Source organism: Thalassospira sp. (assembly GCF_040218635.1).
Taxonomy (GTDB): domain Bacteria; phylum Pseudomonadota; class Alphaproteobacteria; order Rhodospirillales; family Thalassospiraceae; genus Thalassospira.
Window position 1 is genome coordinate 69,066 of the sequence record NZ_JAVJRB010000009.1, and the last position, 20,049, is coordinate 89,114.

The following is a 20,049-nucleotide window of genomic DNA, read 5'->3' on the forward strand; positions in this document are numbered from 1 at the left end:
CGCTCAAGCCAGACTGAAGACCTTGCCTGTTTCCGTTATTTTCTGGAGAAAGAAGATGCTTAAGACGTTCTTGTGGGCAAGCGTTACGGTTGCGCTTGTTTCTTCTGCTGCTTTTGCCGCATCTGAGACCCATGCGGTTTCCGACGAGATCATTGCCCAGCAGCGCGCGGCCTTAGCGGTTGCCACGGATGGCATGGGGTATGGTCCGCAGTCGCCGCGTGACATCAATGCGCTTGGTGGTGCCAACCATCGTTCGTTTAGTATGGCGCCAGCCGCAAGCAACATGGCGCTTTGTGACATTCATTTTCATGAGAATGCCGAACATAAAGGCGGTCAGTTCACAACCTTTGCCGGGAACGGTGATGGTCACGGATATGGCACCGGTTTTAAGTATGATGGTGAACTGACGGACGCTGAACGTGCGCCGGTTGGCATGGCGATTGGCGCGGGCGAACATGGCGATCTTGAGCCGGGCGATACCATCGAAATTCATTTCGTGCATTCAAGCGCGCAAGCGACCCTTGGCAATGGTCTTGGGACGTGCCTTAGCGATGCGACCGGCAATCCGCAGCTTCGCGTTGAAGCGGTTGTCGCGGTGCTTGTATCTGAGGGCGGGGCTGATTTCACCGACATGGCAGAAATCAAACAGATCAATGGCCTTAATCAGGTTCCCAACCTGCCAGCCAATCTGGGCGATCCGGTGATGTATGCCGGCTCGACCACGGGACCGGGATATAACGAAAAAGGATCGCCGTTTCAGGTGACCTGGAGCGTGCGGCCGGAGGTCGTTAAGCTCAACATCCTGTCGGTCGATGCATGGCTAAAAGACAATCCGTTCGACGAAGATCATGCCCACGGGGTGCGAAACCTTGTGACGAACCCCGATCTGCTGTCGCAAATCAACTGATCGCCTGTACGAAAAAAGAGCGGGCATTTTGCCCGCTCCTTTTGCTTTTCAAGGACGTGTCGCCGTCGAAAGACGGTGATCCGGCTCAGGCCCAATCAAGGGTGATGACTTCACCATCGACCAGTGGCAGGTCGATTTCATTGAGATTCTCACCGGGGCCGGATCGATCCACGATCAGAAAATCGCTGTCTTCTTCCAAAACCAGAAGCGGATGGTGCCAGACGTTTTTGGCATAGGTCACACCTTGGGTGCCATCAGACAGAAAGGCGCGGAGGTCTTCGGGTTTGGGCGTATCGGTGCCCGCAGCGACCACGATCAGGAACCTTTGGGCCGAGAGCGGCATAAACGCCTGTGATCCCAAGGGATGGCGTTCCATCATTTTGATTTCAATCGGCTTTGGCCGGGGTGTGCCGCGAAAGATGCTGATGATCGGCGCACCATCACCATCGGCAACATCGACACGTGAAATGTCGTGGAACCGGGTGGTGGTGCCCAGATTGATCGGATAGCTGTCACGCGCCGTGGCAATCGAAATCACTTCGCCAAACGGGGCGAAGGCATCCGGGGTCAGGTGTTCGACCGAAAGCTTCATACCAGTCCGTTCCTTTATTTGGTGGCTGGTTTGCCAAGAATGCGCAGACGGCTGATGCCGCCATCCGGGATCGAATTCAGACGCAGATGCGTGACCGGACCATTAATGGAAAGGGAAGCGGCATCAAATTCATGGATGTGATCTGCCTGCATTTTGCTTTCGGGCAAGATGGTTGACCAGAACATCGACCGTGCGGTCAGGGACTTGTCCTTTTCGCCGTCAACATAGGCCCCCTGAATGGAAACGCGGTCGGGATAGTTGCCCTTGAAATGGCAGGTATCAACGATGATTTTTTCGATCTCGCCCGGATTGCCAAGTTCAATGATCAGCCATTCATTACCCGGTTCACGACGGCGCCGCGTTTCCCAGCCATCGCCCATATTAACCCCGCGACCCGGTGCCAGAATGGCATTCGGGTTGCCGTAATGGGAATCAGACCAGCCGACAACAACCCCGCCATTCATCATCGATGCCAGATCAACCTGTTCGCCGCGGGTGGCCATGTCGGTCCAGTCGCGGTTCGGACGACCATAGACACGCAACCGTGCAACGCCGCCATCGGGATAGATGTGCAGGCGGACATGGGTATAAATGGCATCCGAGGTGACATCGGCATAATGATGTGCGCTTGCGCCCAGACCCATCGGGGCGACGATTTCATCCCATTTGGCATTATCAAGCGGATCACCATCCGGGCAATAGCAGCCTTCGAGCGACCCTGCAGGCGGGAAATTGCCGGTAAAGTGGCTGGTGTCGATATCAACGCCAAAAATGCGGCACGATGTCGCAAGGCGGACAACACAGTAGTCATGGCCTTCAACACGTTTGCGTCGGCTTTCCCAGCCATCCATCCATTTGCCGTTATCGTCATAGCGATCAGGATAAAACACCGCATCTGCTGTCTGGAGCATGCGTTGTTTATCGGCAAAGAAATCATCGGTCGCAAAAATGGCTACTGCGCCCAGACGTTCGTCGGCCAGATTGACAAAACGCCGTGTAAATTCCGGCGCGTCGTGATTTTCCTGATGGCTCATGGTCATGTAATCCTGAAATGATCGTTTTTTATTCGGTTATAAGGCGTGGTTTGCGCAATCGCGTGTTAAAGGGCCTCAAGCCGCAATTTGGCGATGCGGTGAACCTGATGGATGGCTTCGTTAAATTCGGCTTCGGGATCGTTTTTTACCCGACGCTCGAACGCTTCGAGAATATCAGCCCGATTAAACCCTTTGACGGCAAAGATAAACGGAAAGCCGAATTTCTGTTTATAGAGGTCATTAAGCTCGGTAAAGCGGGCGAGTTCTTCCGGGCTGCATTGGTCAAGACCTGCACCCTTTTGTTCGTCCTGCGAAGATGCCGTCAGATCGGCAAGGGCAAGCTTGCCCGCCAGATCCGGGTGCGCGCGGAGCAGAGAGAGTTTGTCATCATCCACTGCGCCATTGACCACGGCGGCCATGGCATCGGCAAGGGCAGCCGGGCTGTGCAGTGATTTGGTGATGCCGCGCGCGTAAAGCTTATGGGCGACCCACGGCGAATGCTCATACACCCAGCCATAAAGCGAGACAAAGGCGCTTTCGGCCAAGGTGTTTGGCGGGCGGGTGATAAAAAGGGATTCTGTGGTTTCTGTCATGGTTACCTTGGTTTCTGGTGTCGGTTCTCAACCGCCAAAGGGATGATGTTCGCGCCAGTGGCGTGCGATATCGATCCGGCGGGCGAACCAGACATTGTCGTGGCTTTGTACATAATCGACAAAGCGTTTAAGGGCGGCGAAACGGCCCGGACGGCCAACCAGTCGGCAATGAAGCCCCAAAGACATCATGCGCGGAGTTTGGGCACCTTCTTCGTACAATGTGTCGAAGCTGTCTTTGAGATACTGGAAATACTGTTCGCCGGAATTGAAGCCCTGAATGGCGGCAAAGCGCATGTCATTGGCATCAAGGGTATAAGGCACGATCAGGTGCGGTTTTTCGGTCTGGGTGCTCCAGAACGGTAATTCGTCGCTGTAATCATCGGCATCATACAAGAACCCGCCTTCTTCGGCGACAAGGCGCCTTGTGTTGGGGCTTGTCCGGCCGGTGTACCAGCCCAGCGGGCGTTCACCGGTGACATTTTTGATGATGTCGATGGCCTTGTGAAGATGTTCGCGTTCCTGATCTTCGGGCATGTATTGATAGTCGATCCAGCGATATCCGTGCGAACAAATTTCGTGACCGTCCTTCATCGCGACTTCGCCAACTTTGGGATGGCGGGCCAGCGCCATGGCAACGGCAAAAATCGTGATCGGGATCTGGCGTTCGCGGAACAGGTTCAGGATACGCCACACGCCAACGCGCGAGCCATATTCGTAAATCGACTCCATGCTCATATGGCGGACACCTTCGCGCATATCCGCACCGACGATTTCCGAGAGAAATGCTTCGGATGCCTTATCCCCGTGCAGAACGCAGTTTTCACCGCCTTCCTCGTAATTCAGGACGAACTGAACCGCCACGCGGGCCTTGTTGGGCCAGTTGGCCTGTGGCGGCGTATCGCCATAGCCGATCAAATCACGCGCATAAGTCTGGTCGTTCATCAGTGCCTTCTCCTGAATTCTTTAGGGTCAGAACCCGTTCCATTTAAAATAATGAGTTCTGATCGTCATGCCCGGCTTTGTCGTCCGGAACGTTTGGTGTAGCATCCTATCAGGTTACAATTAACCATAGGTCACAGCGCAGCAAGGACGAAACCAAGCATGCTGGACCCGATAAGTGCCGCACTATCAAGACTGTTTTGATAATGTTCCTGGACGGAAATTGATTTGGGCCACGTTTTACGCGGTCTTTCAAGGCTTTTTGCCACTGTTCGCGATTATAGTGCCTGAAACGAAGCTGTTCGTTTTTCAAAGAATTATTGATATAGTTTCACTTTATCCCCTCTTTCCCGAGGGTGGGTCCTAATGCGACCCTTCGAGACGCTATAAGTTCGACACAAAACCAACGGGTCCGCCCAAATAAGAATGTCGAACACGGGAGAAGCGACCGACCACCGAATTATAAGGGTTCAAACCCTGTATCGAGAGAGGAGACCCGGCATGGGCCGACTAACTACCCATGTATTGGATACGGCAAAAGGCTGTCCGGCTGCTGGCATCCGTATCGAACTGCATCGGTTTGGCAATGGTCATGATGATCTGGTCGCCGAAGCCGTAACCAATGCCGATGGTCGAACCGAAACGCCGATGCTTGACGGGGCATCCTTCAAGCCAGGCGAATACCAGCTTGTGTTTCATGCAGGGGCCTATTTCGATGCGATCGGGGAAAAACTTCCCGAGCCAAAATTCCTTGATCAGGTGGTGATCCGCTTCGGGATTTCCGATGGTCAGGCGCATTATCATGTGCCGCTTTTGCTGTCGCCATTTGGCTATTCCACCTATCGCGGAAGCTGAGGGCATCATGGCGAACGCAACAGGTTCTTTCCGCAATGACATCCGTTTCCTTCTGGGTGACGAAGAACGCAGCCTGCGGGATGTTGATCCGCAGATGACGGTGCTTGATTACCTGCGTCTTGAAGAACGCAAATCGGGCACCAAGGAAGGCTGCGCCGAAGGCGATTGCGGGGCCTGTACGGTTGTGTTGGGCGAACCTAACGACACTGGCGGGATGGGTTATCGCACGGTCAATGCCTGCATTCAGTTTGTCCCGACCCTTGATGGCAAACAGCTTTTGACCGTCGAACATCTTAAATCCAGAGACGGCAGCTTGCACCCGGTGCAGCAGGCGATGGTTGAAACCCATGGGTCGCAATGCGGGTTCTGTACACCGGGGTTCGTCATGAGCCTGTATCAGCTTTGGCTTGATGGTGGGGAAGATGACCGGGGTGCGATCAATGATGCGCTGGCGGGGAATCTTTGCCGCTGTACCGGCTATGGCCCGATCATTGAAGCAGCGCGCAAAGCAGGCGGGGTTGCGGCCAATGACGCGATTGAACAAAAACGCCGTTCTGATGTTGCCGCCCGTTTGACCGCGATGGTTGACGGGGCCAAGCCATTGGCGATTGAACATGCTGCTGGCCGCTATTATGCGCCGCGCACTTCTGATGAATTGGCCGCCCTTTTTGTTGCCCATCCGGATGCGACGGTGCTGGCCGGTGGCACCGATGTCGGGCTTTGGGTGACCAAGATGCTCAAACGTCTGGATCCGATCATTTATATTGGTGATGTAGCGGATTTGAAATCGGTTACGGAAACCGATGATGCCCTGATTATCGGGGCCGGTGTGACCTATAGCCGCGCGCATGATGCACTGGGCCGCGTTGCAGCGGATGTTGGTGAACTGGTTCGCCGCATCGGATCGCGCCAAATCCGCAATGCCGGAACCGTGGGCGGTAATATTGCCAATGGATCGCCGATTGGTGACACACCACCGGCCTTGATTGCGCTGGGGGCAAAGATTGTCCTGCGCATGGGCGATATCCGGCGCGAAGTGCCGCTGGAAGATTTCTTTATCACTTATGGCAAACAGGACCGCCATAAGGGCGAGTTTGTTGAAAGTGTCATTGTGCCCAAACCGGCCAAGGGATTGGCGTTTAAGGCATACAAGATTTCCAAACGGTTTGATCAGGATATCACCGCCGTTCTTGGTGCCTTTGCCCTTCAGGTTGAAAATGGCAAGGTCACGGAATTCCGGGCGGCGTTTGGCGGCATGGCCGGAACGCCGATGCGGGCGAAAAAATGCGAGACGGCCGTGATCGGACAGGACTGGAATGAAACCACATTGGGGGCAGCCCAGCGCGCCCTTGCGCAGGATTTCGCCCCGATGAGTGACATGCGGGCATCGAAAGAATACCGCATGCTGGTTGCCCAGAACCTTTTGACCAAACTGTTTATCGAAACAACCGCGCCGGAAGTTGCCACCCGTCTGGTGGGCAAGGAGGCGGCTTATGTCTGATCAGACTGTAAAAGCAGCGTTTGATGATGAAATTGCTCCGACAAAGGGTTTGTCGGGCGGTGTCCGGTCGTCCTCGAAACATGACAGTGGTCCGAAACATGTTTCGGGCGAAGCGATCTATATCGATGACATTATGGAGCCGTTTGGCACATTGCATCTGGCACCGGGTGCGGCCACCATCGCGCATGGCAAGATCAAGAAAATGGACCTGTCGAAGGTCCGTTCCGCACCGGGTGTTGTCTGCGTTCTGACAGCCGATGATATTCCCGGTGTGAATGATGTATCCCCGGCCCATACCCATGACGAGCCGGTTTTGCCCGATGGGCTGGTGCAGTTTTATGGTCAGCCGGTCTTTTGTGTCGCGGCGGAAACCCGCGCACAGGCAAGGGCCGCTGCCAAGCTGGCCGACATTGAATATGAAGAATTGCCAGCGATCCTGTCGACCCAGGAAGCACTTGAAAAACAGCAATTTGTCGCCCCGCCACATGTGATGAAGCAGGGCGATGCCAAGTCTGCCTTGGCCCGCGCCAAGCACCGCCATTCGGGACGGATGGATATTGGCGGGCAGGATCACTTTTACCTTGAAGGGCAGATCAGCTTTGCCATTCCGGGCGAGGACGGTGATGTTTTCCTGCATTGTTCGACCCAGCATCCATCCGAAGTTCAGCACAATATCGCCAATGTCCTTGGCCGCCCGGCCAATGCGGTGACGGTCGAAGTACGGCGCATGGGTGGGGGGTTTGGTGGCAAGGAAACGCAGGCGATGCAGTGGGCGGCCCTGGCGGCCATCGTTGCGGTCAATACCGGACGTCCGGCGAAATTCCGTCTGGACCGTGATGACGATATGGTCATGACCGGCAAACGCCATGATTTCATTGTCGATTATGATGTTGGCTTTGACGATGACGGGAGGATTTGCGGGCTTGATATCCAATATGCCGCCAATTGCGGATTTTCAGCCGATTTGTCAGCCGCGATCTGTGATCGGGCGATGTTTCATACCGACAATGCCTATTACCTTGGCGATGTCGAAATCAGATCGTATCGCTGTAAAACCAACCTTGTGTCCAACACCGCGTTTCGCGGCTTTGGCGGGCCACAGGGCATGGTGGCGATTGAACGGATCATTGATGAAATCGCAATAACTGTCGGGCGCGATCCGATGGATGTGCGCATTGCCAATTATTACGGTACGACGGATCGTAATTCGACGCCGTACCATATGGTTGTCGAAGATAACGTTTTGGGTGAGCTGACCGACGATATCCTGAAATCAAGCGATTATCGCGCACGGCGTTCCGCGATTGAGGCCTTTAATGCCCAAAGCCCGGTTTTGAAAAAGGGCATGTCGCTAACCCCGGTCAAGTTCGGCATTTCTTTTACCACCACCTTCCTTAATCAGGCCGGTGCGTTGATCCATGTCTATCAGGATGGGTCGGTGCATCTGAACCATGGCGGGACGGAAATGGGGCAGGGCCTGTTCATCAAGGTTGCCCAGGTTGTGGCCGAAGAATTCCAGATCGATCTTGATCAGATCAAAATCACCGCGACCAATACCGGCAAGGTGCCAAATACATCGGCCACGGCCGCATCCAGTGGTGCGGATATGAACGGCATGGCCGCCCGCGATGCGGCGATGACGATCAAGAACCGTTTGATCGAATTTGCCGCTGAAAAATACGGTGTGGCCGAGGCGTCCGTTTGCTTTACGCCGGGAAAGATCATTGTCGGGGATAAGGCAGAGGTCGGCTTTGCCGATCTGATCAAGCAGGCCTATCTTGCACGGGTGTCCTTGTCGGCAACCGGCTATTACGCCACGCCAAAAATTCATTATGACCGCGAAGCGGCATCTGGCCGGCCATTTTATTACTTTGCCTATGGCATGGCCTGTTCGGAAGTTCTGATTGATACCCTGACCGGCGAATATAAGGTGACCCGTGTCGACATCATTCATGATGTTGGCAGGTCGTTGAACCCGGCGATTGACCTTGGGCAGATCGAAGGTGGCTTTATTCAGGGCATGGGCTGGCTGACATCCGAAGAATTGTGGTGGGATGATAAGGGCAACCTGCGCACCCATGCACCGTCGACCTATAAAATCCCGGCTTGTTCGGATCGACCGGAAGATTTCCGGCTTGATCTTTGGTCTTCGGGACGAAACGTTGAAAAAACCATTCATCGGTCCAAGGCCGTTGGTGAACCCCCCTTGATGCTGGCAATTTCCGTGCATCGGGCGATTGCCGATGCGGTGGCCTCGGTCGCCGATCACGAAATTATCCCGACCCTTGAAACCCCGGCAACGCCAGAGGCCGTGCTTTATGCGGTTGCCGATATCGCCAAACGCATGATCGCACAGCCCGATCAGCCGGTTTCTGTGGCAGGGGAATAGCGTCATGACCTTGTCGCTGCGCCATCATATTGATCTTCTGACTTCGCCGGATCCGGTGATGATGGTCAGTGTTGCGGCGGTCAAAGGATCAACCCCGCGCGAAGTCGGCGCTTTCATGCTTATTACCCATGATGCGACGGCAGGCACCATTGGCGGCGGCAATCTTGAACATCAAGTCACACGTCGGGTGGTCGACGCTTTTGCCAAACAGATGGATGGTAAGAGCGACGCGGCGATGCTGCCCAATGCGGAAATTGTGCGCTTTCCGTTGGGGCCGGGGCTTGGTCAATGTTGCGGCGGGTCGGTCGAGGTCGGGTTTCATCTGTTAGATGCGACCCAGAAAACTGATCTGCGTGATGTTTTGTCCGAGATCGCATGCCAACCGGTTTCGCAATCAGGACGCTGGGTGATGTTGCCTGTCGCAGGCGATGCCGGGGGATTGCATATCGCTGCATCTGATAGCCTGCAGGCAGGCATGTTGGCATCGGGATTTGGCACGGAACGCGGTGGTATTGTTACGATCAATGGTGCGGAAACGCTGTGTCTGCGCCTTGAAGAGGCATTAACACCGATGTGGATTTTCGGGGCCGGGCATGTTGGTCAGGCGCTGGTCGCAGCATTGGAACCATTGCCGTTTGATGTGCATCTGATCGATTCGCGTGATGACTATTTGGATGGGGTTAAGGGTGAAAACCTTCATATTCATCAAAGTGATAAGCCACAAGACGAGGTTGCCGATATCCCGGCAGGGGCGCATGTTTTGATCCTGACGCATAACCATGCGCTTGATTTTGATATCTGCCGGGCAGCATTGATGCGCGGTGATCTTGGTTTTGTTGGCATGATTGGCAGCCAAACCAAACGCGCACGGTTCGTCAGAAGGCTTTCTGATCGGGGGTTGGGGGCGGCCGAGATCGGTCGTTTGACATGCCCGATTGGAATTCAAGGCATTACCGGAAAACAGCCGGTGGTGATTGCAGCGTCGGTTGCTGCACAAGTGTTGTCGGTGCGTGAAGCACAGATGGCACAAAATCAAACGACCAAAGCCGCATCAGACGGCGTCGGATGAGCTTAATGCCTTCTTTAAAGGCAAAATTAATGATAAATGGCCGCGAAATGACGGCCAATCAGGTGATCTGGCAATCAGATCAGGGGTTTCGTAAAGGAGAATTTGGCAGTGTGTGACGCCAAAGGCCATATGCGCCGTGCCGTGGATTTATCGCGGCAAAAAATGGATGAAGGATGCGGTGGACCGTTCGGGGCAATCATTGTTCGCAATGGCGAGGTGATTGCCGAAGGATGGAACAATGTGACATCCAACAACGATCCGACGGCCCATGCCGAAGTCAGCGCCATTCGGGCTGCCTGCGAAAAGCTGGGCACGTTCGAGCTGTCAGGGTGTGAAATCTATACCAGTTGCGAACCCTGCCCGATGTGCCTTTCGGCCATCTATTGGGCCCGTCTTGACAAGATCTATTACGCCAATGGCCGCGAGGATGCTGCTGCCATCGGTTTCGATGATCAGTTCCTGTATGATGAAGTGGCAAAGCCGATGAATGATCGTTCATTGCCAATTGTTCATGTCGATTTGCCCGAAGCCCGCGACGTATTTGCGGCATGGGATGCCAAAACCGACAAGATCGCATATTGAGACCGTTTGATTGCAAACCGTTCTGCGGTAGAACCGCAAAAGGGGTTGCAAATTATAATGCTAAATAGGGGTGGCAACAGTGACGTCAATGACCGGTGATGCCGGGGCAGACGCGATGAAGGGGGCGGCACCTGCGCAATTGGAAGTGCGCGGTGTGACCAAGGCCTTTCCGGGCTGTCTGGCCAATGACGATATCAGTTTCCGGATCGAGCCGGGTGAAATCCATGCGTTGCTCGGGGAAAATGGTGCGGGCAAAAGTACGCTTGTGAAAATCATTTATGGTGTGTTGCAGGCCGATCAGGGTGACCTGATCTGGCAGGGCGCGCCGGTAACGATCCACAGTCCGCATGATGCGCGTGAAATGGGTATCGGTCTGGTGTTCCAGCATTTCTCGCTGTTTGAAACCATGACCGTTCTTGAAAACATCGCGCTTGCGATGAACGACGTGCGCGATATGGATGTGCTGCGGCAAAAGGTGCTTGAGGTCGAAAAGACCTATGGGCTGCCGCTTGATCCGGATCGCCATGTTTACACCCTGTCGGTCGGCGAACGTCAGCGCATCGAGATTGTCCGCTGTTTGTTGCAGAACCCGAAATTGCTTATTTTAGATGAGCCGACATCCGTTCTGACGCCGCAGGAAGTTGAAAAGCTGTTTGAAACCCTGCGTCGTCTGGCCGATGAAGGCTGTGCGATCTTGTATATCAGCCACAAGCTGCATGAAGTGAAGGCGCTGTGCCAAAAGGCAACCGTGCTGCGCGGTGGCAAGGTGGTTGGGGGCTGTGACCCGCGTGAAGAAACGGCAAAATCGATGGCCGAAATGATGATCGGTCAGAAATTGACCGCCCCTGATCGTGGTGCGGATCGCGATTTTGGCGATGTGAGACTGACGGTTTCCAACCTTTCATTGTTGAGTGACGAGCAGTTCGGAACCCACCTTAAGGACATCAATCTTGATGTGCGTGGAGGGGAAATCATGGGGGTTGCCGGTGTTGCCGGGAACGGTCAGAACGAACTGTTCCGCGCCCTTGCCGGTGAAACCGAACAGGAAGCCGCCCCGGATACCATCAAGATTGATGGCACATCGGTGGCCCATTTCGGCCCGCGCCGGCGCCGCCGTCTTGGTGCTGCGTTCGTGCCAGAAGAACGCAATGGCCATGGTGCTGTGCCCGATATGAGCCTGTCGGAAAACGGGTTCCTGACCGCGTTCCGCCGCATGGCCCTTGCCGCGCGGGGATTGATCCGCGAAGTGCCGACCAGAAGTTTTGCCGATAACATCATCAAGACATTTGATGTGCGCACGACCGGTTCGGGTGCCGAGGCCGGGTCGCTTTCGGGTGGCAACCTTCAGAAATTCATCGTCGGTCGTGAAATCCTGCAAGATCCCGGTGTTTTGGTGATTTCCCAGCCGACCTGGGGGGTGGATGCCGGTGCAGCCAGCGCCATTCATCAGGCCTTGCTTGATCTGGCGGCCAAGGGTACGGCGGTTTTGGTGATTTCCCAGGACCTTGACGAGATTTTTGCCATCTGTGATTCGGTTGTCGTGATGTCGGAAGGCAAAATGTCCAGACCGCGCCCGATGGCCGAGGTCAGTATCGAAGAAATTGGTCTGTTGATGGGGGGCCTTCATGATCTTGAAGGCGACGCGACCCCGGCGCACGAAACCCAAATCCAAGGAGGTCGCGTTGGTCAGGCTTGAACCCCGTCGCCAGCATTCCCAAGCGATGGTTTATCTGTCGCCGGTTCTGGCAATCTTCATGACGCTTTTCGTTGGCGGGATCATTTTTGCCTTTATGGGCAAGAACCCGTTTGATGCGCTTTATACCTTCTTTATCCTGCCGATCAGCAACAGCTATGGCATTTCCGAGCTGTTTGTGAAGGCAACGCCGCTTGTGATTATTGCCGTGGGTCTTGCCATGGGATTCCGCGCCAATGTGTGGAATATCGGGGCCGAAGGCCAGTTGACCATGGGCGCGATTTTTGGCGGTGGTCTTGCGCTGTATTTCTATGACAGCGAAAGCATGTTTTTAATGCCGGCCATGTTCGTCATGGGCGCACTGGGTGGTGCGTTTTGGGGGGCAATCCCGGCATTGCTGCGCACGCGCTTTAACGCCAATGAAATTCTGACCAGCCTGATGCTGACCTATGTCGCGACCCTGTTCCTAAGCTTCCTGGTGCATGGTCCATGGCGGAACCCTGAAGGGTTCAACTTCCCGGAATCGCGCCCGTTCCCGGATGCCGGATTGCTGCCGATCATTTATGACGGTACGCGTGTGCATCTTGGCACTGCCGTTGCCGTGTTCGTCGTGATTGCCGGGTGGTTGTTGTTATCGAAATCCGTGATCGGGTTCCAGTTGCGCGTTGTCGGCAAAGCTCCGCAGGCCGCCCGCCATGTCGGGTTCCGTCAGAAACGCATGGTGTGGTTCACGCTGTTACTTGGTGGTGGTCTTGCCGGTTTGGCAGGCTTGTTTGAGGTGGCCGGGCCAATTGGCCAGTTGCAGCCATCGATTTCACCGGGTTATGGCTTTACCGCGATCATTGTTGCCTTTTTGGGGCGCTTGCATCCGGTGGGAATTTTGTTTGGTGGTTTGATCATGGCGCTGACCTATCTGGGGGGTGAATTGGCCCAGATTACCTTGGGGTTGCCCAATGCGGTGACCGGGCTTTTCCAGGGGATTTTGCTCTTCTTCCTGCTGGCCTGTGACGTTCTGACCAAATATCGCATTCGTTTCGGTTCAACCGCGGCCAAAGGGAGAACCGCATAATGGAATGGATTGTTCCTTTCTTTCTGACGGTGATTACCGCATCGACCCCGCTTTTGCTTGCGGCGTCGGGTGAATTGATTACCGAGAAATCCGGTGTTTTGAACCTTGGCGTTGAAGGCATGATGCTGGTTGGGGCGATTGCCGGTTTTGCTGTAACAGCCTCAAGCGGTTCGGCCATTCTGGGTGTTGCAGCCGCGGTGGTTGCCGGCACGTTGATGTCGCTGATCTTTGCGTTTTTGACCCTGACCCTGATGGCAAATCAGGTGGCAACCGGGTTGGCCCTGACGATCTTTGGTGTCGGGTTCTCCGCCCTTGTCGGGTCCGGCTTTGTCGGGTTTGCGATTGATCCGCTGCCATCGCTTTCGATCCCGGGCATCAGTGCCATTCCCGTCATCGGGCCGATCCTGTTTGGGCAGGATTTCCTGGTGTATCTGTCGATTGCGGTTGTGGTCGGCATTGGCTGGTTCCTGACCAGGTCGCGGGCCGGGCTTGTGCTTAAGGCGGTTGGGGATTCCCATCATTCGGCGCATGCGATTGGCTATTCCGTGATTAAAATCCGCTATCTTGCCACCATGTTCGGCGGGGCAATGGCGGGTCTTGGCGGGGCGTATCTTTCGCTGTCCTATACGCCGATGTGGGCGGAAAACATGACCGCGGGGCGTGGCTGGATCGCGCTTGCACTTGTGGTGTTTGCAACATGGCGTCCGGGCCGTTTACTGGCCGGGGCATATATGTTTGGCTTGATTTCGGTGATGCAGCTTCATGCACAGAGTGCGGGCATTCATGTGCCAAGCCAGTTCATGTCGATGTTGCCGTATCTGGCCACCGTGATTGTGCTGGTGATTATTTCCAGTGACCGTGCGAAGATCAGACTGAATGCGCCTGCCTGTATTGGACAGGCGTTCAGACCGGCCCAATAAGGGACGGTCCATTGCGGGATCGGAACACGTCAAATGATGTTCCGACCCAACGGGAGGAAGGCTCATGCCGAACCAAAACTCACACAAGCCGATTGATCGCAACTGTGATCGGTTTGACTGAGTCTTGGTTCAGGTGTGAACACGTCATTGATTGCGTAGTGGATTGAGTTTAAATCCAGATCTGCTGATTAACAGGGAGACCTAACGAATGAATACAAGTTTCATGAAGCGTACGATTGCTGCTGTCGCAGCCGTTGGTGCGCTTGCAACCGGAATGGGTGCTGCCCAGGCCGAAGACGCAAAAGTCGGTTTTGTCTATGTTGGCCCGATTGGCGATCATGGCTGGTCTTATCGCCATGACATTGGCCGTCAGGCAATCGAAGCAGAACTCGGCGATGCCGCTTCGACCAGCTTTGTCGAAAGTGTGCCTGAAGGTGCCGATGCTGAACGTGTGATCCGTCAGCTGGCCCAGACCGGCCACAACCTGATCTTCACCACGTCGTTCGGTTATATGAACCCGACCGAAAAAGTGGCCAAGCAGTTCCCGAACGTCAAGTTCGAACATGCAACCGGCTACAAGCGTGCCGACAACCTGTCGACCTATGCGGCACGTTTCTATGAAGGCCGTTATGTTGCTGGCGTGATTGCCGGTAAAATGACCAAGTCGAACATTGTCGGTTATGTTGGTTCCTTCCCGATCCCGGAAGTGGTGCGTGGCATCAACTCCTTTATGATGGGTGCATGGTCGGTTAACCCGGACGTTAAAGTTAAAATCGTCTGGGCGAACACCTGGTATGATCCGGGCAAAGAAGGCGATGCTGCCAAGGCCCTGATCGATCAGGGTGCTGACATCATGGTTCAGCATACCGATAGCCCGGCTCCGCTTCAGGTTGCTGAAAACCGTGGCGTTCTTGGTTTCGGTCAGGCTTCTGACATGATCAAATTCGCACCGAAAGCACAGCTGACGGCGATTGTTGATAACTGGGACAAATACTATGTCGAGCGTGCCAAAGCTGTCGTTGATGGCACCTGGGAGTCGCAAGACGTCTGGGGTGGTATTGATAGCGGCATGGTTGAAATGGCACCTTACACCAACATGCCTGACGACGTAAAAGCATTGGCAGAAGAAACTGCTGCCAAAATTTCTTCTGGTGCATTCCACCCGTTCACCGGCCCGATCTATGATCAGGCAGGCGAATTGCGCATCAAAGAAGGCGAAATTGCTGATGACGGTATGCTTCTGGGCATGGACTGGTACATCCAGGGCATCGACGCAGAACTGCCGAAATAAGTCAGATTTTCGATCCATCCGGATCGGCTAAATGACGAAGCCCCGTGCATTAGGTTGCGCGGGGCTTTTCTTTGATCAGGGTTTTGATTTTGTTGTTTTGGGCGACACATCCGGCGACTTTTCATAGGCCACCATTTCAACTTTTGGATGCCTGATCGCATAAAGGGCTGCCCGCCAGCCATGAAGCTTGACCTTATGTTCGCGGGCTTTTCCGGCCCAGCGTTCGCGAAACAGGTCCATGTCATCGCGTTTGGCGAAATAGATCACCATGTCGACAAACGGGGCGGACTGCCCTGATCGGGGCAGTTCGATATTGCGAATGCCCATGGTCCACATATCACTTCGGACATTCTGATCGAGCCAATCCAGCACGACCTGAGCGGAATGCTTTTCGTGAATGACCACGCGAAATGGAAAATTCTGAAGATCTTTTTGCATGCGTCCCCCAAGGCAAACCTTGCCGATACTTGAAATGATACATCAGCAAATCTCAAAAGATGCATAAATCCTTTGCCATTGAATTTTATGGGTTTATCAGTTTGTGGGTCAACTGAAGGTAGGGGAAGTCGGGCGTGACGATCAGCGAGAAAGAATTTGGCGCTCTGAACCAAATGATCCCTTCCTTATATGAAGCGGCGATTTCACCAGAATTGTGGGGCGAACGACTTGATTGGCTGACCGGGGTATTGCGAAGTACGAATGTTGTTCTGGTGCGGATCGAGAATATCCGACCTGAAATTTCTAATTATTCGTTTCACGCCAACACGTGGATTACACCAGAAATGGTTGGCGATTATCTTCGCCTTGGTCTGAACGACAATGATGGTTCGGCCTATTTCCATCAGCTTGATTTGTATGAATTTTCAATTGGCGATGAAATGCGACACTGTAATGGGGATATGTCGCCGTCGCGGTTTTATCCGTGGCTTAAACAAACGCTTAATTGTGATCAGGCGGCGGGATTGTGTCTGTCCAAGGATCCTTCTGGATATGACATTTTGACCACCCATTACCGGGAAGATGGGCGATTTGTGCCACATGAAGCTGCCGATATGCTTCGCCTCGTTGGACCGCATCTGACAAAGGTTCTGGAAATGAACCGGCCGGTCAATCTTTTGCGCCATCGATATGGTGCGTTTCTTGATGTGCTTGATCGGTTGCGGATCGGGGTGGGGATTTTGACGGCGGGCTCTGAACTTATTCTTGGTAATGATGAATTCAATCGCATCGTTTCAACTGGCGACTGCCTGACCTTGGGGGCCGGGGCGAGCCTTTCGGCGCATGATGATCATGATGCACGCGTGTTGCGTGATGCTGTTTTAAAGATGAGCCGCCGCGAAGGTTTGAGCAAGACGTCAGAAAGTCTGCGCCTTGATAGCCGTATTAATGAAAACAGTGCTTATTTGCTTGATCTGTCACCGTTACACGAAAGTCGTGGGGCCTTTGGCGGGCAGTTTTCCGGTGTACTGGTCACGGTTGTTGATCCGTTCTGGTATACGGATTTGAATGTTGGCTTGATGCGCCAACATTATAATTTGACCGCAACCGAGGCGGATGTTTTCGATGCGGTCCTGCGCGGATTAAGCAATAACGACATTGCCGATCATTTGGGCAAGGGCCGCGAAACGGTTAAATCTCAACTTGCCAGCATTTTCCGCAAAACAGGTGCGCCGGATAGACTTGGGCTTGTGCGCCTTGCCGTACAGCTTTTAATCCCGCTTAAGGATGATGTGGGCGATAAGAAACCGTCTGTGGATAAAGCTCTGTAATGTCTGATCAAGGTCCGGTTGAGGGTTCACAACCGGACCTTTGAAGCATCCCCTGTAAACAGGTTGGCCATCAGACGATCATTGACGGGTGATATCGGGTATTGGGTTTAACTGGCACCCTGACCAAGATCGATCTCGAAGTTTTCCGTCAGGCCGCGCTTTTTATGGACCTTGGTGAATTTGATCGGCCATTTGTTGTCGGGTGAATAGAACCATGTGCGTGTGTTCGAGGCATCCTTGCAAACCACCTCGTAGGTCGGAACGGTTTTGGTGCCAAGTGTCACCATCGCGATGCCATCAACCACGCAATTACGTGTCGCAGACCAGGTTCCTTTGTCATCCGCGCCAGTAATGTCATAGGTCATTGTGTTGCCGACCTTAAGCGGCCAGATATCGCCTGTTTTGGTGATGGTCTGTGTGCCATTTGACCCGCCGCAATTGGTCCATTTTGTTTCCGGGTTTATATCGCCGGCACCTTCTGTGACACATCCAATGTCATCACCCTCGGTAACCGTAAACACAAAGCCATCCGCATTTTCTGCGGTGATGGTCTGCGTTTCCTTGTCTCCGTTACGGTAATAGGTATAGCTGTCCCCGACAGAAAGCGAAGGTTTGGCAAGCGACAGCAAATTAACATTGGTATCGCGGACGACATTGTTTGTGGTCTGGCATGCAGCCAATCCAAGGACGGCTGCAAAAGGAATGATCAGTTTTTTCATGGAATTCTCCGAGGCGTGAAAACCCGGCCTGTGGTTCCCCGTCAGACCAGACCAAGTTGGTGTCCGTCATTGAACGTGAATTCAGTCATGTACACATCCCCCGCGCGGGGGATCTGGAATGCATTTACGTGCTGTGGGAGGGGAAAGGTGGTTAAATCGTCTTTGTCATTGAAGACAGGAGCCGATTTGGCGCGTTTTTTTGAAGTATTCTGGACTATGCCGGGCGGAAAATGGTGTGAAGCATATGGAAAATTTACATTTTTTCTTCGTAGGTTCCTTGCTACATGATAAACGAAAGAGCAAACTTACCAACACGTCAGGACAACCAAGCACGTCCAGAATAAACGGGGTATCAAGGTGAGCGAGAAGCCTTTAAGCGTTCAGCCATCGGGCAAGGAACGTCATTTCAAGCCAGAAGAACTGATTGTCAGCAAGACCGACCTTAAGGGCCGGATTACCTATGCCAATGACGTGTTCTTGCGTCTGTCTGATTTTACGGAAAAAGAAGTGCTGGGTCAGCCGCACTCCATGATCCGCCATCCCGATATGCCGCGTTGCATTTTCAAGCTTCTGTGGGATGAGATTTCCGCTGGAAAAGAGATTTTTGCCTATGTCCTGAACATGGGTAAAAAAGGCGATCATTATTGGGTCTATGCCCATGTAACCCCGACCTTTGATGCCCGGCATCAGGTCATGGGATATCATTCCAACCGCCGCGTGGCCGATCCCAAAATCCTGCGCGAGAAGATCCTTCCTCTCTATGCGGAGTTGCGCAAGATCGAGGAAGGCACGAATAACCGCAAGGACGGGATGAATGCGGCATCCAAAGCTCTTGCCCAAAAGCTTGCCGATGCCGGGATGGCATACGACAAATTCATTCAAAGTCTTTAGGGGGCTTAGCTCCTAATTCGAAGGTTCGAGGTTCTAGATGTCACTATTTGGTGGTTCCAAGTCAGGGATCAAAAAGGCACTCGATGTGGTTGAGGCCGCAGCCGACGGTAACTACGAAGCGCGTATTACCAATGTCGACAGTCATCCCGCCATGCGTGATCTGTTTGTCGCGATCAACCGCCTGATTGACCGCAATGATGCGTTTTTGCGCGAAAGTGCCGCATCAATGGGCGCTGTTTCGGAAAACCGGTACTATCGCCGGATCGTTGAAACCGGACTGGTTGGTGAATATCTGTCATCGGCCAAGCGTATCAATGCCGCGACCGCATCGATTGAACAGAAACTTTCAGGGTTTTCTGACATTCTTGATGAATTCAAAAGTGGCTCGTTCGCAGCCGTGGACGATATCGCCAGTGCCGCAGCGGCCTTGGCCGAAGCATCGGGTGAAGCCAACACGATTGCCCATGAAACCAGTTCACGGTCAACCAATGTTGCCGCCGCCGCACGTCAGACCGCAAGCAACGTGACCGAGGTATCGACGGCCTCCGAAGAACTCAGCCAGTCGATCCGAGAAGTTGCGGATCAGGCACATGAGTCGGTTGAAATTGCCAATCGCGCCAATGGTCTGGCACAGGAAACCGATGGCCGCATTGGTGAACTTGAAGCGGCTGCCGGTGAAATCGTCGAAGTCGTCAGCTTTATTCGTGATATCGCCGCCCAGACCAACCTTCTGGCCCTGAACGCAACGATCGAGGCCGCACGTGCGGGCGAAGCAGGCAAAGGGTTTGCGGTTGTCGCCAATGAAGTCAAAGGCCTTGCCAATCAGACCAGTAAGGCAACTGAAAGCATCGAAGAAAAAGTTCAGGATATCCAGACTGCGATTGAACAATCGGTTGCGGCAATCCGCGAAATTGCCGGTGTGATTGATGATCTGGCTGCGCGGTCCAATACCATTTCGGGCAATGTTGAAACGCAAGCCAACCTGTCATCGAACATCACGCGCAATGTCGAACAGGCCTCAAACGGCGCACAGAACGTAACCGACAACATTACCGTGGTTTCCGATATGGCCAGCCGTACCGGGGATGCCGCCGATACCACGCGCGATATGGCCGGGCGTCTGGCAGATCAGTCGGAAAATCTGCGCAAACATCTTGGCGGGTTCCTCGATACCATCGAAAAACTGCTTTATACCGCCAAGAAATAGCCGTTTTCTTCGGACAATCAAGAGACAGG

19 protein-coding genes are annotated in these 20,049 nt (G+C 53.8%); 13 read left to right on the top strand and 6 right to left on the bottom strand.

Features of this window, described 5'->3' with window-relative positions:
* Positions 1 to 55 precede the first annotated feature (55 nt).
* On the top strand, positions 56 to 907 hold the full coding sequence (locus RIC05_RS08245; RefSeq protein ID WP_350046690.1) for a delta-class carbonic anhydrase: 852 nt from the start codon (positions 56 to 58) through the stop codon (positions 905 to 907).
* A gap of 85 nt (positions 908 to 992) precedes the next feature.
* Here the strand turns inward: RIC05_RS08245 and RIC05_RS08250 are convergent, their stop codons facing one another.
* From RIC05_RS08250 to puuE, 4 genes are all read right to left on the bottom strand, one after another.
* The gene (locus RIC05_RS08250; RefSeq protein WP_350046691.1) at positions 993 to 1,499 is read right to left on the bottom strand and encodes an ureidoglycolate lyase; all 507 of its coding nucleotides are present in this window, start codon (positions 1,497 to 1,499) and stop codon (positions 993 to 995) included.
* 14 nt (positions 1,500 to 1,513) lie between these two features.
* Positions 1,514 to 2,533: an allantoicase gene (gene alc, locus RIC05_RS08255; RefSeq protein ID WP_350046692.1), complete on the bottom strand. Its 1,020-nt coding sequence runs from the start codon at positions 2,531 to 2,533 to the stop codon at positions 1,514 to 1,516.
* 65 nt (positions 2,534 to 2,598) lie between these two features.
* Positions 2,599 to 3,126, bottom strand: coding sequence for a 2-oxo-4-hydroxy-4-carboxy-5-ureidoimidazoline decarboxylase (gene uraD, locus RIC05_RS08260; RefSeq protein WP_350046693.1), 528 nt, complete (start codon positions 3,124 to 3,126; stop codon positions 2,599 to 2,601).
* Positions 3,127 to 3,153: 27 nt separating this feature from the next.
* Positions 3,154 to 4,068 carry an allantoinase PuuE gene (gene puuE / locus RIC05_RS08265; RefSeq protein ID WP_350046694.1) on the bottom strand — a complete coding sequence of 305 codons (915 nt, stop codon included), beginning with the start codon at positions 4,066 to 4,068 and terminating at the stop codon, positions 3,154 to 3,156.
* Between the two features lie 498 nt (positions 4,069 to 4,566).
* Between puuE and uraH the strand changes: the two genes are divergently transcribed.
* The 9 genes from uraH to RIC05_RS08310 all read left to right on the top strand — a co-directional run bounded on the left by uraH (position 4,567) and on the right by RIC05_RS08310 (position 15,434).
* The gene (gene uraH / locus RIC05_RS08270) at positions 4,567 to 4,920 is read left to right on the top strand and encodes a hydroxyisourate hydrolase (RefSeq protein ID WP_350042826.1); all 354 of its coding nucleotides are present in this window, start codon (positions 4,567 to 4,569) and stop codon (positions 4,918 to 4,920) included.
* A 7-nt stretch (positions 4,921 to 4,927) separates the two neighbouring features.
* On the top strand, positions 4,928 to 6,421 hold the full coding sequence (gene xdhA, locus RIC05_RS08275) for a xanthine dehydrogenase small subunit (protein ID WP_350046695.1): 1,494 nt from the start codon (positions 4,928 to 4,930) through the stop codon (positions 6,419 to 6,421).
* Complete coding sequence (xdhB, locus tag RIC05_RS08280; protein WP_350042824.1) at positions 6,414 to 8,810, top strand: xanthine dehydrogenase molybdopterin binding subunit; 2,397 nt, start codon at positions 6,414 to 6,416, stop codon at positions 8,808 to 8,810. The genes xdhA and xdhB overlap by 8 nt, the downstream gene beginning before the upstream one ends.
* Positions 8,811 to 8,814: 4 nt before the next feature.
* On the top strand, positions 8,815 to 9,879 hold the full coding sequence (gene xdhC, locus RIC05_RS08285; protein WP_350046696.1) for a xanthine dehydrogenase accessory protein XdhC: 1,065 nt from the start codon (positions 8,815 to 8,817) through the stop codon (positions 9,877 to 9,879).
* 108 nt (positions 9,880 to 9,987) lie between these two features.
* Complete coding sequence (locus RIC05_RS08290) at positions 9,988 to 10,461, top strand: nucleoside deaminase (protein WP_350042822.1); 474 nt, start codon at positions 9,988 to 9,990, stop codon at positions 10,459 to 10,461.
* Positions 10,462 to 10,549: 88 nt separating this feature from the next.
* On the top strand, positions 10,550 to 12,157 hold the full coding sequence (locus RIC05_RS08295) for an ABC transporter ATP-binding protein (protein WP_350047031.1): 1,608 nt from the start codon (positions 10,550 to 10,552) through the stop codon (positions 12,155 to 12,157).
* Positions 12,144 to 13,223, top strand: coding sequence for an ABC transporter permease (locus RIC05_RS08300; RefSeq protein ID WP_350046697.1), 1,080 nt, complete (start codon positions 12,144 to 12,146; stop codon positions 13,221 to 13,223). Before RIC05_RS08295 ends, RIC05_RS08300 begins: the two co-directional genes overlap by 14 nt.
* Positions 13,223 to 14,143: an ABC transporter permease gene (locus RIC05_RS08305; protein ID WP_350042820.1), complete on the top strand. Its 921-nt coding sequence runs from the start codon at positions 13,223 to 13,225 to the stop codon at positions 14,141 to 14,143. Before RIC05_RS08300 ends, RIC05_RS08305 begins: the two co-directional genes overlap by 1 nt.
* A gap of 223 nt (positions 14,144 to 14,366) precedes the next feature.
* A complete protein-coding gene (locus tag RIC05_RS08310) occupies positions 14,367 to 15,434 on the top strand; it encodes a BMP family ABC transporter substrate-binding protein (protein ID WP_350042841.1) in 1,068 nt (355 codons plus the stop codon).
* Positions 15,435 to 15,509: 75 nt separating this feature from the next.
* On the opposite strand, the gene RIC05_RS08315 is transcribed toward RIC05_RS08310, so the two are convergent.
* A complete protein-coding gene (locus tag RIC05_RS08315; protein ID WP_350046698.1) occupies positions 15,510 to 15,872 on the bottom strand; it encodes a hypothetical protein in 363 nt (120 codons plus the stop codon).
* 134 nt (positions 15,873 to 16,006) lie between these two features.
* Between RIC05_RS08315 and RIC05_RS08320 the strand changes: the two genes are divergently transcribed.
* Complete coding sequence (locus RIC05_RS08320; RefSeq protein ID WP_350046699.1) at positions 16,007 to 17,203, top strand: helix-turn-helix transcriptional regulator; 1,197 nt, start codon at positions 16,007 to 16,009, stop codon at positions 17,201 to 17,203.
* 107 nt (positions 17,204 to 17,310) lie between these two features.
* Here RIC05_RS08320 and RIC05_RS08325 read toward each other — a convergent pair whose 3' ends face one another.
* Positions 17,311 to 17,922, bottom strand: a complete 612-nt coding sequence (locus tag RIC05_RS08325; RefSeq protein ID WP_350046700.1) for a YajG family lipoprotein — start codon at positions 17,920 to 17,922, stop codon at positions 17,311 to 17,313.
* 357 nt (positions 17,923 to 18,279) lie between these two features.
* On the opposite strand from RIC05_RS08325, the gene RIC05_RS08330 reads away from it, so the two are divergent.
* Both RIC05_RS08330 and RIC05_RS08335 read left to right on the top strand, forming a co-directional pair.
* Entirely contained in the window at positions 18,280 to 18,813 is a 534-nt protein-coding gene (locus RIC05_RS08330) for a PAS domain-containing protein (protein WP_350046701.1), read from the top strand.
* Positions 18,814 to 18,850: 37 nt separating this feature from the next.
* Positions 18,851 to 20,020 (top strand): methyl-accepting chemotaxis protein, encoded by a 1,170-nt coding sequence (locus tag RIC05_RS08335; protein WP_350046702.1) that lies wholly within the window; start codon positions 18,851 to 18,853, stop codon positions 20,018 to 20,020.
* Positions 20,021 to 20,049 lie beyond the last annotated feature (29 nt).

What these genes read in the sequence shown, in the direction of transcription:
- RIC05_RS08245 (WP_350046690.1), top strand. Translation starts at nt 56, where the DNA reads ATGCTTAAGACGTTCTTGTGGGCAAGCGTTACGGTTGCGCTTGTTTCT.
- RIC05_RS08250 (WP_350046691.1), bottom strand. Translation starts at nt 1,499, where the DNA reads ATGAAGCTTTCGGTCGAACACCTGACCCCGGATGCCTTCGCCCCGTTT.
- alc (WP_350046692.1), bottom strand. Translation starts at nt 2,533, where the DNA reads ATGAGCCATCAGGAAAATCACGACGCGCCGGAATTTACACGGCGTTTT.
- uraD (WP_350046693.1), bottom strand. Translation starts at nt 3,126, where the DNA reads ATGACAGAAACCACAGAATCCCTTTTTATCACCCGCCCGCCAAACACC.
- puuE (WP_350046694.1), bottom strand. Translation starts at nt 4,068, where the DNA reads ATGAACGACCAGACTTATGCGCGTGATTTGATCGGCTATGGCGATACG.
- uraH (WP_350042826.1), top strand. Translation starts at nt 4,567, where the DNA reads ATGGGCCGACTAACTACCCATGTATTGGATACGGCAAAAGGCTGTCCG.
- xdhA (WP_350046695.1), top strand. Translation starts at nt 4,928, where the DNA reads ATGGCGAACGCAACAGGTTCTTTCCGCAATGACATCCGTTTCCTTCTG.
- xdhB (WP_350042824.1), top strand. Translation starts at nt 6,414, where the DNA reads ATGTCTGATCAGACTGTAAAAGCAGCGTTTGATGATGAAATTGCTCCG.
- xdhC (WP_350046696.1), top strand. Translation starts at nt 8,815, where the DNA reads ATGACCTTGTCGCTGCGCCATCATATTGATCTTCTGACTTCGCCGGAT.
- RIC05_RS08295 (WP_350047031.1), top strand. Translation starts at nt 10,550, where the DNA reads ATGACCGGTGATGCCGGGGCAGACGCGATGAAGGGGGCGGCACCTGCG.
- RIC05_RS08305 (WP_350042820.1), top strand. Translation starts at nt 13,223, where the DNA reads ATGGAATGGATTGTTCCTTTCTTTCTGACGGTGATTACCGCATCGACC.
- RIC05_RS08310 (WP_350042841.1), top strand. Translation starts at nt 14,367, where the DNA reads ATGAAGCGTACGATTGCTGCTGTCGCAGCCGTTGGTGCGCTTGCAACC.
- RIC05_RS08315 (WP_350046698.1), bottom strand. Translation starts at nt 15,872, where the DNA reads ATGCAAAAAGATCTTCAGAATTTTCCATTTCGCGTGGTCATTCACGAA.
- RIC05_RS08325 (WP_350046700.1), bottom strand. Translation starts at nt 17,922, where the DNA reads ATGAAAAAACTGATCATTCCTTTTGCAGCCGTCCTTGGATTGGCTGCA.
- RIC05_RS08335 (WP_350046702.1), top strand. Translation starts at nt 18,851, where the DNA reads ATGTCACTATTTGGTGGTTCCAAGTCAGGGATCAAAAAGGCACTCGAT.